Below are 12,530 nucleotides of genomic sequence, written 5' to 3'. Positions count from 1 at the left end.
TTCACCTTTTGCAATCAATTCAATAACAGTATTTTCAAATATAAATCCGCTTAGGCATCCCAGACTTTGGTGTCCTTGATCTCACGCAGAGTCTGGTCGATGTCGTCAGTCAGGATGGTGATGTGGCCCATCTTGCGGCCATAGCGGACTTCCGCCTTGCCATAGTCGTGGAAGGACCATTGGGGCTTTTCAGGAATCAGCTTGTGCACCCCGTCGACGTGCTGGCCCAAAACGTTGACCATCACTACTGGGGACAAGAGCTTGATCTTTGGCAGCGGCCAGTTGCAGATTGCCCGGTTGTGGACGGCAAACTGGCTGAAGTTGCAGGCTTCAATTGAGTAGTGGCCAGAGTTGTGGGGCCGGGGAGCCAGTTCATTGATCAGGACCTGGTCGTCCTTGGTAATGAACATCTCAACGCCCAGAATCCCAACCAGCTTGATGGCCTTGGCAATCTTGACCGCGTCTTTCTGGGCTTGCTCCTGCACGGCTTCCGGCAGGCGGGCCGGCACGATGCTTTCATGCAGGATGTCGCCTTGGTTGATGTTCTCGCTGACCGGGAAGACCGTGACTTCCCCGTCGCTGTTTCGGCCAACCATGACGGAAGCTTCCGTCTTAAAGTCGACCAGCTTTTCCAGGATGCAGTCGCCAGTAGACAACACGCCCGCGGTCTGTTCCAGGTCAGCCTCCTTTCTCAAGAAGACTTGTCCCTTGCCGTCATAGCCGCCTTCACAGGTCTTGAGCACGGCCGGCAGGCCCAGCTGCTCAACGGCAGCGGTCAATTCCTCCCGGTTCTTGACTGGCAAGAAGTCGGTCACCCGGCAGCCCGCGCTTTGAATGAAGGTCTTCTCGCGGATCCGGTGCTTGGTGACGTAAAGCAGGTTGGTTCCCTGTGGAATGTAGACCTGGTCCTTGACGCTTTCAAGGGCCTTCAGGTCCACGTTCTCAAATTCATAGGTCAAAACGTCGCTGCGTCTGGCCAATTCGTGGATAGCATCGATGTCGCTGTATTCAGCAACGATCTGGTCGTCAGCGGCTTGCGCGGCTGGACAGTCCGGGGTTGGGTCCAGGATGATAACCTTCATCCCGGTTGCCTTGGCGTCAAAAGTCAGCATCTGCCCCAATTGTCCGCCGCCGATAATGCCGATGGACTGCCCTTGCTTGATCTTAATAGACAAGTTCTGCACTGCTTTCTTTGGCTTGGTCGTGCATTTCCTTGCGGTAGTCCACGATCTTTTGCTGGAGTTCTTTGTCTTCAAGGCCTAAGATCTGCATGGCCAAAAGCGCCGCGTTCTTAGCACCAGCAGGACCGATAGCAGTCGTTGCTACAGGGATGCCGGCCGGCATTTGCACGATTGACAGCAGGGAGTCCATCCCGCCCAAAGCACTGGTTTTGGCTGGGCAGCCGATTACTGGCAATGGCGTATTGGCGGCAATCATGCCTGGCAGGTGGGCCGCCCCGCCGGCGCCGGCAATGATTACCTTCGTGCCATTTTCGGCCGCCTTCTGGGCAAAGGCGAACATTTCGTTTGGCATTCTGTGCGCTGAAATGACCTGCTTGTCGTAGTCAACCCCGAACTGGTCGAGCAGCTTGCAAGCTTCCTGCATATAGCCCCAGTCTGATTTGGAGCCCATGACAACACTGATTCTACTAGTCACGATAATTCCTCCTGTCTGCTTTTCTTTAGGATAACAGAAAACGCGCCTTTTTAAAAGAGAAAGATGAACTATCCGTGCAAGTTTTCTTATGATCATTCGTTTTTAATTAAAAAGCCGTAAAAAAAGACCACCATGTGGTGGCCTAAAACTTATTATTCATCGTTACTATCAGCCCGCCAGTAATGCCGGCCATAAGGGTCCCGTTCCAAGCGGCCGGTATCAACCAAGTAGCGGCGCAAAATCGCGTAGTCGTCATAGACTGCTGCTAAAACTTCATTGACTTCTTTTTCAGTATAGTCCCGGCCAAATTCAAAGCGGTCGATCAAAGCATCAAGCAAGGCATCTTTTGCCTTTTGCTTGCGGGGAATGACCTGCAGGCGGCCATCCTTGAAAAATCCTGTAATATCCATTTAAATTTCCTCAACTTCCACCTAGTGCATTTCAGTAAGAATATTTATTTTATAAAAGCCTGCTCTTGAGGCTACTTAGTCATGTTGGAGTCCAAGACTTCCGCCCGCTTGTTCATCGCGATGTAAATCTTTGACTTGTAGGATGCCAGACCTTCAACCTCCCGCTTGGCATTAAAGTGATAGAAATTCTCCAGATTGCCTTCGGCAGAGATCTTGAACAGATAATCGTTAAAGGCAATGTAATAGCACTTGTAAGCAACATTGTAGGTAAAGCCCTGGACTTGGCTGGAGTTGGAAATCAGGTTTCCACTGACGGCGGCCGTTTCTTTGGCCTGGAAACTATTGCCTCTGCGGACAATCTTCCAAAATTCATACCGCTGCTTGGACTTATTGTGGAAAAGGGCTACCACGGTATTATCATCGATCACGTCAGCGTTCAGGAAGTAGCGGTTGTACTTCCGGCTCCCGTTGCTGACGGCAAAAGTCCAAATCCGGTTAACCTGCATGGTCTTTTTATCGATCTGCAGCAATTCATTTGACCGGGGCTTTTTGGCCCGGTTCCAGTTGGCCAGTTCATAAATATAGCGTGAAGTCGACCCTAATGATTGGCCATGACCCAGCTTGATATATGGACTGACCTTCATGTTGGCCGCGTAGCTCTTCCAAGCATAGAAATTCAGAGTCTGGGTGGGCATATACTGCAAAGCATAAGTCGGCACCTTGTTCAGGTGATACAGAATAACGTGCCCTCTGGAATTATCAAGTGATGCCCTTGAGCCGCCATAAAAGTTGGTCGTTACCATGTCCTGCCCGTAGACATCCAATCCTTGAACATTGGTCCGGACATTGGTTTCCTCGCTGCCTGCCAAAAGGCTTAAACTGTTTGGCTCGTAGAACTTGGTAGTCAGCTTGGCCGCCTTCTTGCCTTTTTTGTCAGTTCCCCAGTAGGTATGCGGGAAAAATTGGGCACTGTAGCTGCCTCTGAAGGCCAATTCAATTGGAAACCATGTCTTGCCTACGTTGCCACCCTTGCCAGGCTTGACGCTGGCTTTGGTGATCCCTTCCCTGGCATTGCCGCGGACGGTGACTGGCACCTTCCCGTATGCTTTGCCATAGCGGTAGGTCACCAGCCAGTGGCCCGGCTTCTCTTCAGAGATCCGGTCAATTGATTTCTTGACCAAGCCGTTGTCAACCACGCTGCCGTGCTTGTCGGTCACGTAGTTGATGGCGTCGTCGGTGTTAAAGCCGGCCGAATCGACAGTATCGTTGACCAGGCTGACGCTTTTGACCAAAGACATCTTGCTTCTGACAAAAGCCTTCTCATTGACATAGCCAACCCCGCGGCCGTCAATGTAGACGTAGTAATAGCGCCGGCCATTGGCAGTCTTGTAGCTTTGCGACTGGACGTGGGCCAGCTTGAATTCTTTCGTGCCGGCCATTTTCCGGCCAAACTTCCAGACTTTCTTGCTCTTCCAGACTTTCTTGCTCTTCTTGCCTTTTTTCTGATTGACCTTGTTCAGGCTGGCATAAATTCCATAATTTTTCTTGCCATCGATAATTTTGGTTGACAGCTTTTCACCCGCGGCGGCAACCGGCTGCTGGCCAGCCGTCAGCAAAAGGCCAGCAACAAGCAAGGCGGTCTGGAAAAGCAGCATTCTCTTAAATTTTATTTTTATACTCCCAATCATCACACTCAACTATCGGCCATTATGATCCAATTTCAGGGTTTCTGTCGGGTGGTTCAAGTTAAGGTAAAGCGAGCCCTTGTAGCTGCCCAGACCCTCAAACTCCCGGTGGGTCGCGAACTTATAGTAGTTCATGACCTTGCCGGCTTGCGTAACGCCGGCCAGACCGGCCCCAACCTTGAAGAGATAGTCGTTAAAAGCAATATAGTAGACATCGTAGGCACTATCCCAGACAAAGCCTTGGACTTCAGCGGAATTGCTGATCAAGTCGCTGGCCGTGGCCCCGACCTCCTTGGCCTTGAAGCTGTTGCCCGTTCGCGTGATCTTCCAGTATTCATAGCGGTGCTTGGAGGCATTATGGAAGAGCGCGATCAAGGTATTGTCATCAATCACGTCCGCGTTAAGGAAAACCCGCGGGTACTTGGCCGACCCGTTCCAAACCTTGATCGTCCAAATCTTGTCCATTTGCATGGTCGCTTTGTTGACCCGGATCAGTTCCTGGGAGTTGGCCCAGTTTCCGGACCGGTTCCAGTTGGCCAAAACGTAGGCATACTTCTTGGTGCTCCCAATTGCCTGCCCATGGCCCAGTCGCATGTACGGACTCACCTTAACGTGCTTGACGTAATCCAGCCAGACGTCAAAGTCCAGCGTCGTGCTTGGCAGCTGCTGGTAGTCGTATTTGCGGCGATTTTTGGCGCTGATATTGGTCAGATCATAGCTGACCATGTGTCCCCGGGCTTCCTGGCTGTCAGCCTGCCCCAAGTCCAGGTTGCTGGTCACCAGGGTCTGGCCATAGACGTCAATCCCCTGTACGGCACTGCTTACCTTGTCCCCCAAGTTGCTTGAGCCTGGAGCGCTAAGGACGGCAGGATGATAGAAGATGGTGTAAATGTTGGCCGCCCGGTTCGTGCCATTCATGCTGCTTGCCCAGTAGCTGTGGCTGCTGGTGGCAGTTCTGGAAGAAGATGCTGCTGACGAGGATGACGAAGCTGCCCCGTCGCTGGCTGACCAAGTCGTCAAGTTTGGCAAATCCGCGGCCGCTGGCTTGGCGTTGGCCGCGCTGACCCCTTCATTGGCATCCCTGCGCACCGTCAGCTTGCTGGTCCCCTTGGCCTTGCCATATTTGAAGGTCAAAGTGGCCGTTCCGGCCTTCTTGCTGGAAATGTAGCCCATATCAGAGATCTTCAGCTTGGCAGACTTGCAGCTGATCGCGACCCGATCATTGTCCACCAGGCTCCCGTGCTTGTCAGTCACGTAGTTGATCGCATCCGCCGCATTAAAGCCGACCGTGTCAACTGGATTGTTGACCAGGCTGATCTGGGGCACGATCTTGGCCTTAGAAAGCGCGAAAGCTTTCTCATTGACATAGCCCACTGGCCGGCCATCGACGTAAATGAAGTAGTAGCGCTTGCCGTTTTTGACCTTGTATGAATTCGACTGAACATGCGCGTATTTGAAGTCAGCCGACATGGTCAGCGGCTTACCAAACTTCCACTCTTTCTTCTTGACATTCTGATAAGCAGTCTTGGTCACCCACTTGTACTTGACTTGCTTGACCGTTTTATGCTTGGTCTTGCCCCGCTTCTTGTAAGCGACCCGCTTTTTGACCGTGTACTTTTGCTTCTTTCTGGTCTTTTTCTCAACTTTCTTGTTTACTTCTTTCAGCGTGAGCGACGAATAGACCCGATAATTCTTGTCGCCAATAATCTTGGTGGTCAGGTCCGTCTTCATGCTCTGGCTGAAATCCTTGCTGCTTGCTTGTGCCTGACTAGCCAGGCCGCCAACTAAGGCTGCGCTGGTCAGCAGTCCCAAGGCAAAACGTTTCATCAAATCCTCCCTTTCGTTTTAAATACAGTATGTAATTTAATTATCCCTAAACCATCCGGCTTCAGCCGCCAGTCTTGGCAAACAGGCGTCTTTTTTACTTTACCACAATTTAGATTTATTATTTGCATTGTAACAAAAATGTTAAGACTGCCTTAATGCTTTTCAGTCAAAGGCCAAAGCCAGCTTGTCCCCCTCCAGCTGCAATTTGGCCGAATAGCGCTGGCCGGTCTTCTTGGAGACAAAGCCATCCAGCTTGTCGGTCTTGCCCTTGCTGGCCAAAGTCCGCACGATCCGCTTGCCCAGGCTCTTGCCCGCGAACTTCTTGGGCAAAGTGAAGCGACAGCCGGACTTGTAGTTGGAGCAGCCATAGAACTTGCCCTTGTCCATGATTTGCCCGGCCTTGCAGACCGGACAGACCGCAATGCCTTCAGCGGCCTGTTTTTCTGCCTTAGCCCGGTCAGCCAGCTGGGGATCAATGGCCAGCTTGTCCGGGACCTGCTGGATCATCTGGCTGATAAAGCGCTTGATCTGCTCCAGGAAGTTGTCCTGGCTCCGCTGGCCCTGGCCGATCTGCTTTAAGGCCTTTTCCCACTGGGCGGTCATCTGGGCACTGACCAACAATGGCTCTGCCTCAGCCGCCTTTGCCAGGATCTGCCCGCTTGGCGTGACGGTCAGCTGGTTCTTCTTCGCTTCCAAATAGCCCCGCTTTTTCAGGATGTCAATCGTTGAGGCTCTAGTCGCTTCTGTCCCGATCCCCTCCACGTCCTTCAGAATGGCCTGGGCCTCTTCATCATCCAAGGTCTTCCCCGCCGTCTTCATGGCCGTGATCAAAGTCCCTTCGGTAAACTTGGCCGGCGGCTTGGTCTCCTTCTGCTCTTCGCTTAAGCGAGCCGAAAGGGCCTGCCCTTCAGCCAGCTGCGGCAAGCCGCCTGCCTTTTCCTTCCGCGTTTCCAAGACCTTCCAGCCCCGGTTGACGGTCACGTTGCCCGTAGCCTTAAAAAGGAGCTTGTCGACCCGGATCAGGGCCGTCGTCTTCTCGTATTCATAAGGCTTTAAAAACATTCCCAAAGTCCGGCGGACCACCAGGTCGTAGACCTGCTGGTCCAGGCGGGACATCTTGGCCAGGCGGGCCGGGGCCGGCGTGGTCCGGGTCGGAATGATGGCGTGGTGCTCTTGAACCTTGGCCGAGTTGACATAGCGCTTGTCCGGGCCAACTGGCTTCAGCTGGTCTTTAGCTTCGCCATTATCCAGCATGGCCAGGTACTTGTCCAGGTTCTGGGCCAAATAAGCGTACTCTTTGTCCGTAATATAGTTGCAGTCCGTGCGCGGATAGCTTAAAAACTTGTTTTCATACAGGTTCTGCACGGCCTTCAAGGTCTGGCTGGCACTGGCACGAAAGCGCCGGTTGGCCTCGCTTTGCAGGCTGGACAAAGAGAACAGGCTGGGACTGGCCACCTGCTTGACTTCCTTCTTCAGCTTCTCAACGACCCCTTCCTGCTTGCCCAGTCCCATCCCCTTTTGCTCTAAGAATTGGTAGAGGCTGGCCGGCGTTTCAAAGCGCTGGTAGGGCTCCAGCTTGCCGGAAAACTTGTGCCGGCTGGCCCAAAAGTCTGCCGTCAGTTCGGTATAAGGCACCGGCTTAAAGTGGTCAATCTCCTCGTCGCGCTGGTAGACCATGTAAAGGGTTGGCGTCTGCACCCGGCCAATGGAATAAACGCCCTTGATTCCTTGCTTGCGCAGCTGCAGGGTAAACAAGGGGCTGCCGTTCATCCCGACCAGCCAGTCGCTGATTTGGCGGGTTTGGGCTTCCTTGTAGCGGGTAAAGAAGTCCCAGCCGTTTCTAAGATTCTGGAAGCCTTCCCGAATAGCGCTCTTTTCCAAAGAGTTGATCCACAGGCGGTAAAGGCGTTTTTTCCGGGGATCGATCCCGCTTTGACGCATGATGGACCAGGCAATATTCTCCCCCTCCCGGTCGCTGTCAGTCGCCACGACGATCGTGTCAGCCTTTTTCAGCAGGGAAGAAACGATCTTGAACTGCTTCTGCTTGTCCCGGGGGACGAAATATTTGTAGCTGTCAGGAAAAATTGGCAGGTACTTCATGGCCCAGCGCTTGTATTTCGGGTCATAGACCTCGGGCATGGCCAATTCCACCAAGTGGCCAAAGCCATAAGTAATAACCGTGTCGCGCGGCAAGATCGGGTCTGCCACGTAGATCAGCCCTTCACCCTTTTTGGATTGGGCAAAGGCTTCGGCATACGCGCGGGCCTGGCTGGGCTTTTCCGCCAAAATCACTGTCGTCATCAACTTTCCTCCCTTGATCGAATCGCAAAACCACCTTAATATTCTAATCTTCGCCTGGTCATTTTCAAAGCCTTTAGTTCCGGATGCGGTCCGTTTTTTGAATTTTTTCGCAAAAAATTTCCAAAAAAGTTTGACAGTCCGCGCTAGTTCACATATACTTAATATGTTGCGTCAGAGCATGACGGTTCGGTAGCTCAGCTGGATAGAGCAACGGTCTTCTAAACCGTGGGTCGTGAGTTCGAATCTCACCCGAATCATACCAAGACGCTTTAGGCCAGCAGGCATTTGCCTGCTGGCCTTTTTTCTGTCTTTACCGCTCCATTTTCGCTGCTTGACAAAGGCGATCCTATTTGCTTGCATTTATAGGGTAAGTACATTAATTTTTGATGAGGTTAAGCTAATGAGATACAACCAATATGCTTATGTGGAAACCGCTCCGGCCAAGCAGGTCGAAGAGCTGCTTTCCATCAACTTTTTGCCTGCTAATTACCAAGACTTGTCTTTCAGCAGTCTGCTGGCCGTCTTGACCGGCAACGTCCTGGCTGAAGCCACGACCCGCCAAGCCAAGGAAGCCAAGTTCATCGAATATGCCGTCAGCCCAAGTGAGACTTTGGCCCAATTCCTGGCAAAGCAGCCAGCAGCCATGACGGCAGCCGAATTTTACGACGTGGCCCTCCAGCTGCTGGGCTACCACCCAGGCTACGACTACAGCCTGACCGACCCAATTGCCGTCGTCAAAAAGCAGGCCCTGCCAAGCAGCAAGGATTTGGAAAACAAGGACGACCTGATCAGCGCCTTCTACCGCCTGCTCAACACCAGAGCCAAGAACGGCCAGACCTTGCTTGACGTCATGGCCGGCAAGGGCTACTTCACCCAGTTCTGGGGAGAAGGCCAGTTCAAGTTCTTTAACGGCAAGTCCCTGCCCGTCTTTGACACCAGCAAGGTCATCCGGGAAGTCGTTTACGTGGAAAGTGACCTGGACACTGACGAAGACGGCCAAAACGACCTCTTGCCAGTCACGGTCTTCCGGCCAGCCGAAAGTCAGGACCAGCTCAAGGTTCCAGCCCTCTATACCGCTTCTCCATACTTTGGCGGAATCATCGACAACGCCGCCCAAAACCACAGCGTCGACGAAAATCTGACTGATGCCACCACCTGGACCAATCCAAAGTACGTGGCCAAGCCAATGAAGCCTGCCCCAAAGCCGACTGATGAGGACGTGCCGGCAACTGAAGTTGCCTTGGGCAAGTCCTCCTACGCCTTGAACGAATACCTCCTGGCCCGCGGTTTTGCCTCCGTCTTCTCCGGCGCGATCGGCAACCGCCACGGCGACGGCCTGCGGATTACTGGCGCTCCAGAAGAAACCATCTCCCAAAAGGAAGTCATCGAATGGCTGACTGGCGACCGAGTGGCCTACACCGACCGGACCCGCCGCTTTGAAACCAAGGCCAGCTGGTGCACCGGCAACATCGGCATGACTGGCCGCTCTTACCTGGGGACCTTGCAGATTGCCATCGCCACGACTGGCGTCAAAGGCCTGAAGACCGTCGTTTCCGAAGCCGCTATCTCCTCCTGGTATGACTACTACCGTGAGCACGGGCTGGTCGTTGCCCCAGGCGAGTGCCAGGGCGAAGACCTGGACAAGCTGGCCGAAGTCTGCCAGTCCAACCTGTGGGACGGAGGCAACTTTACCGCTAAAACGGCTTATGAAAAGGAGCAAAAGTACCTGGAAGAGGCCCAGGACCGGGCAACTGGCCAGTACTCCGACTTCTGGGAGGCCAGAAACTACCGCCACCACGCGGATGGCATCAAGTGCTCCTGGATCTCCGTGCACGGCTTGAACGACTGGAACGTCAAGCCAAAAAACGTCTACAAGATCTGGCAGAAGGTCAAGGAGCTGCCGGTTGAATCCCACCTCTTCCTTCATCAAGGTCCTCACTACAACATGAACAACCTAGTCTCAATTGACTTCACTGACTTGATGAACCTGTGGTTCGTGCATGAGCTGCTGGGCATTGAAAACAACGCCCGAAAGCAGTGGCCAAAGGTCTTGATCCAGGACAACCTGGAAGCCGACAAATGGCATGAAGAAAAGGACTGGGCCAACATGGGCCAAGAGACGGTCTACGGTCTGACCGATGATCACGAGCTTTCCACCTTAAGCCAGGGGAGCAAGCAGGAAACCTTTACCGACCTTGGCGGCAAAGAATTCAAGGAAGCCGGCATCAGCGAGACGGCCTGGGAATACCAGTTCATCTCAGGAGAAGAGAAGTGGGCCAAGGCCAGCCTGCGCTTCACCAGCGATGAATTTGCCCACCCGGTAACCATCGTTGGCCGGCCAAAGGTCCACATCAAAGTAGCCGCCAGCAAGCCGGTTGGCCAGCTGTCCGTGGCCTTGGTCGAACTGGGCGAGCGCAAGCGGCTGACCCCTACGCCAAAGGTGCTCGAGCGCTCCTGTCAGGAATTCGGCTTCCGCTTTGGCGCCGGTCCTTTGCAGGAATTCGTGCCAGACAAGGCAACTAAGGCCAAACTGATCACCAAGGCCCACATGAACCTGCAAAACTACCAGGACATGCACCGGCCAAGCAAGCTGGAAGCCGGCCAATTCGTTGACCTGGTCTTTGAGCTTCAGCCAACCTACTACACCATGCCTGCCGGCTCAAAGCTGGTCTTGATCATTTACTCAACTGACCAAGGCATGACTAAGCGGCCGCTTGTCGCAGAAGACTACACCATCGATCTGGCTGACTCAGAGCTGCTCTTCTACAAGAAGTAGCGGCTTGGGCAAAAATTGTGTTAAAATAAGGTATACGACAAAACAAAAAAGGCTGTTGCGGAGCTACCGCTGACAGCCTTTTTTGTTTTGTCTGATCATTATCTATTTGTTTTAGCTAGATGCTAGTTATTTTGCGGCAATAGCACTATTTGAGTATAAAGAAAGCGAGTTATTTAGAATCAATGTCAAAAGCAAGCAACAAACGCGTCTATTGGGCAATTGCCAGCGCGGCGCTGCTGACCTTCATTGGGATCTTAAATGAAACTTCCATGAACGTCGTTTACCCGCAGCTGGTCAAGCAATTCGGAGTTCCCTTGTCCACGGTCCAGTGGATCACGACCGGCTACCTCTTGACGGTCACCATCATCATGGGCACGACCGCCTACCTTTTGCGCCAGTTTCCGGCCCGCTGGCTGCACTTGGCCGCTGCCTTGGCCTTTATTGCCGGAAACCTTATGGGAACAACGGCAGAAAGCTTTGGCGTCCTGCTGGCTGGCCGGGTGATCCAAGGGATCGCGACCGGCTTGTCCACGCCGATCATGTTCCAGCTGATCTTCACGGATATTCCCCGGGAAAAATTGGGCTTCATGACTGGAATTGCCGCCATGGTCATCTCCTTTGCCCCGGCCCTGGGACCAACTTATGGCGGGTTGGTCGCGGCCAGCGCAAGTTGGCGGGAGATCTACTGGTTCCTCTTGCCACTGGCCTGCTTGGCCTTAATTGGCGGCCAGCTCTTTATCCGCAACCAGCCATTCGGCAACTCTGCCCCGTTCAGCAGCGGAGCTTTGGTCTTGCTGGCTTTGGCCCTGTCGGCCTTGATCTATGCCATCTCCCTGATCGGCAAAGGCGGTTTTTCAGTTTCATTCTTTTTGATGGCGGCCCTGGGCATCCTCTTGTTCTTGGCCTTCATCTACGTCAACAACCACGGCAAGACCCAACTGGTCAACCTGGGAATTTTTCAGAGCAAGTCCATCTGGCTGGCCGCCTTGACCTATTTCGGCCTGCAGTTCGTCAATATCGGCCTGTCCGTAGCCGTGCCGGTCTATGCCCAATACGTCTTGGGCTCCTCCAGCCTGATCGCCGGCTTGATCTTGCTGCCTGGCTCCATTGTCGGTGCCATCTTAGCCCCGATTTCAGGGACTCTGGCCGACCATTTTGGCTATAAAAAGCCCCTGATTTTCGGAGCCAGCCTTTTTGTGGCCGGCTTGATCTTGCTCACCTTGATCCAGCCCCTGCTGACCCCCCTGCTCTTTGTCTTAGTTCACATCCTTATCCGGGCCGGCTTCAACTTGACCTTCTCCAACACGATTTCCAACGCCACCACCCTGGTGACCCGCAAGCAGTCGGCGGATGTCAACTCCGTCTTCAACATGGTCCAGCAGTTTGCCGGCTCTTTAGGCGTTGGCCTGGCCACCGCCTTGATCGCGATTTTCCAAAAGACCGGCAGCGGCAGTCTGGCCGTTAGAACCTGCCAGGGCGGACGCCTGGATTTCATTGTTTTCCTTTTGACCGGAATTTTGGTTTTGCTGATGATCATTGGCAACTTCAAATTGCAGGAAGAAAAATAATTTTTGGGGGGCATATATAGAAGCAAATTAGAAAAGTGAGTTTTTCCTGAAATTTTCTCTTGGCAAAAGCCGGCGCATGTGTTTTACTGTAATTAACTTATCAAGGAGGTACGCGAAAATGTTCAACAATGCTTTACAAAACATGAACTTTGTAAACACTTGTTGTTGTGGATTGTGTCTTAAACAATCCACTGTTTGGCGTACAATTAATTCCAATTAGCTACTGATTAATTGCAGCTCAAAGAGTAACACGCAGATTGTTTAAGACGCGAAAGCCATTTTGGTTTCGCGTCTTTTTTGTTGCAAA

At 52.9% G+C, this 12,530-nt stretch carries 8 protein-coding genes and 1 tRNA gene; 3 read left to right on the top strand and 6 right to left on the bottom strand.

What is annotated here, in order from left to right:
- Nucleotides 1-50: 50 nt before the first annotated feature.
- The 6 genes from purK to FYJ62_RS03355 all read right to left on the bottom strand — a co-directional run bounded on the left by purK (nt 51) and on the right by FYJ62_RS03355 (nt 7,879).
- A complete protein-coding gene (gene purK / locus FYJ62_RS03380) occupies nt 51-1,175 on the bottom strand; it encodes a 5-(carboxyamino)imidazole ribonucleotide synthase (RefSeq protein ID WP_154547730.1) in 1,125 nt (374 codons plus the stop codon).
- Nucleotides 1,165-1,632: a 5-(carboxyamino)imidazole ribonucleotide mutase gene (purE, locus tag FYJ62_RS03375; protein ID WP_154547797.1), complete on the bottom strand. Its 468-nt coding sequence runs from the start codon at nt 1,630-1,632 to the stop codon at nt 1,165-1,167. The genes purK and purE overlap by 11 nt, the downstream gene beginning before the upstream one ends.
- A 176-nt stretch (nt 1,633-1,808) precedes the next feature.
- Nucleotides 1,809-2,066, bottom strand: coding sequence for a DUF2087 domain-containing protein (locus FYJ62_RS03370; protein WP_154547728.1), 258 nt, complete (start codon nt 2,064-2,066; stop codon nt 1,809-1,811).
- A 71-nt stretch (nt 2,067-2,137) separates the two neighbouring features.
- Nucleotides 2,138-3,721: a hypothetical protein gene (locus FYJ62_RS03365; RefSeq protein WP_229771823.1), complete on the bottom strand. Its 1,584-nt coding sequence runs from the start codon at nt 3,719-3,721 to the stop codon at nt 2,138-2,140.
- A gap of 42 nt (nt 3,722-3,763) precedes the next feature.
- Nucleotides 3,764-5,578 carry a hypothetical protein gene (locus tag FYJ62_RS03360; protein WP_154547726.1) on the bottom strand — a complete coding sequence of 605 codons (1,815 nt, stop codon included), beginning with the start codon at nt 5,576-5,578 and terminating at the stop codon, nt 3,764-3,766.
- A gap of 162 nt (nt 5,579-5,740) precedes the next feature.
- On the bottom strand, nt 5,741-7,879 hold the full coding sequence (locus FYJ62_RS03355) for a type IA DNA topoisomerase (RefSeq protein WP_154547724.1): 2,139 nt from the start codon (nt 7,877-7,879) through the stop codon (nt 5,741-5,743).
- Between the two features lie 183 nt (nt 7,880-8,062).
- On the opposite strand from FYJ62_RS03355, the gene FYJ62_RS03350 reads away from it, so the two are divergent.
- From FYJ62_RS03350 to FYJ62_RS03340, 3 genes are all read left to right on the top strand, one after another.
- A tRNA-Arg gene (locus tag FYJ62_RS03350) sits at nt 8,063-8,136 on the top strand.
- Nucleotides 8,137-8,279: 143 nt separating this feature from the next.
- Nucleotides 8,280-10,655 (top strand): Xaa-Pro dipeptidyl-peptidase, encoded by a 2,376-nt coding sequence (locus tag FYJ62_RS03345; protein ID WP_154547722.1) that lies wholly within the window; start codon nt 8,280-8,282, stop codon nt 10,653-10,655.
- A 182-nt stretch (nt 10,656-10,837) separates the two neighbouring features.
- On the top strand, nt 10,838-12,223 hold the full coding sequence (locus tag FYJ62_RS03340; protein ID WP_154547720.1) for an MFS transporter: 1,386 nt from the start codon (nt 10,838-10,840) through the stop codon (nt 12,221-12,223).
- Nucleotides 12,224-12,530: the final 307 nt, after the last annotated feature.

The sequence above is a fragment of the Lactobacillus porci genome, assembly GCF_009695985.1.
Lineage (GTDB): Bacteria > Bacillota > Bacilli > Lactobacillales > Lactobacillaceae > Lactobacillus > Lactobacillus absianus.
This window is presented reverse-complemented; position numbering and strand designations above follow the sequence as displayed.

What these genes read in the sequence shown, in the direction of transcription:
- purE (WP_154547797.1), bottom strand. Translation starts at nt 1,632, where the DNA reads ATGGGCTCCAAATCAGACTGGGGCTATATGCAGGAAGCTTGCAAGCTG.
- FYJ62_RS03370 (WP_154547728.1), bottom strand. Translation starts at nt 2,066, where the DNA reads ATGGATATTACAGGATTTTTCAAGGATGGCCGCCTGCAGGTCATTCCC.
- FYJ62_RS03365 (WP_229771823.1), bottom strand. Translation starts at nt 3,721, where the DNA reads ATGCTGCTTTTCCAGACCGCCTTGCTTGTTGCTGGCCTTTTGCTGACG.
- FYJ62_RS03360 (WP_154547726.1), bottom strand. Translation starts at nt 5,578, where the DNA reads ATGAAACGTTTTGCCTTGGGACTGCTGACCAGCGCAGCCTTAGTTGGC.
- FYJ62_RS03355 (WP_154547724.1), bottom strand. Translation starts at nt 7,879, where the DNA reads ATGACGACAGTGATTTTGGCGGAAAAGCCCAGCCAGGCCCGCGCGTAT.
- FYJ62_RS03345 (WP_154547722.1), top strand. Translation starts at nt 8,280, where the DNA reads ATGAGATACAACCAATATGCTTATGTGGAAACCGCTCCGGCCAAGCAG.
- FYJ62_RS03340 (WP_154547720.1), top strand. Translation starts at nt 10,838, where the DNA reads ATGTCAAAAGCAAGCAACAAACGCGTCTATTGGGCAATTGCCAGCGCG.